The organism is Pseudoalteromonas sp. S4492, assembly GCF_005886115.1.
GTDB classification, from domain to species: domain Bacteria; phylum Pseudomonadota; class Gammaproteobacteria; order Enterobacterales; family Alteromonadaceae; genus Pseudoalteromonas; species Pseudoalteromonas gelatinilytica.
In genome coordinates this window covers 1-243 of the sequence record NZ_PNCP01000233.1, presented here as the reverse complement: position 1 = coordinate 243, position 243 = coordinate 1, and the positions used below count along the sequence as shown (strand labels likewise).

The 243-nt window shown below is 48.6% G+C and carries 1 protein-coding gene; it reads right to left on the bottom strand.

Features of this window, described 5'->3' with window-relative positions; all coding sequences use genetic code 11:
- Window positions 1–243, bottom strand: a 243-nt coding sequence (locus CWC28_RS21460) for a 2-oxo acid dehydrogenase subunit E2 (protein WP_171038354.1), incomplete at both ends; no start/stop codon positions are given.

Genomic DNA, 243 nt, shown 5'->3' with positions numbered 1-243 from the left:
CACACCAATGATGCTGACCATGGGGGGGACAACGATGGGTGTAGCAAACTGACCAGCAAAGACACCAAAGTTGCTGAGGGTAATGGTTGCCCCCTGCATTTCTGATGGTGGAAGACTGCGCTCTTCAACCGCTTTACGGAAATAATTAATGCTGTTTCTCAGGGATTCAGCATCACGTTTTTCTGCATCTTTGATGACAGGAACAAACAGTCCATCTTCGCTGTCAACGGCGAGTCCCAAGTT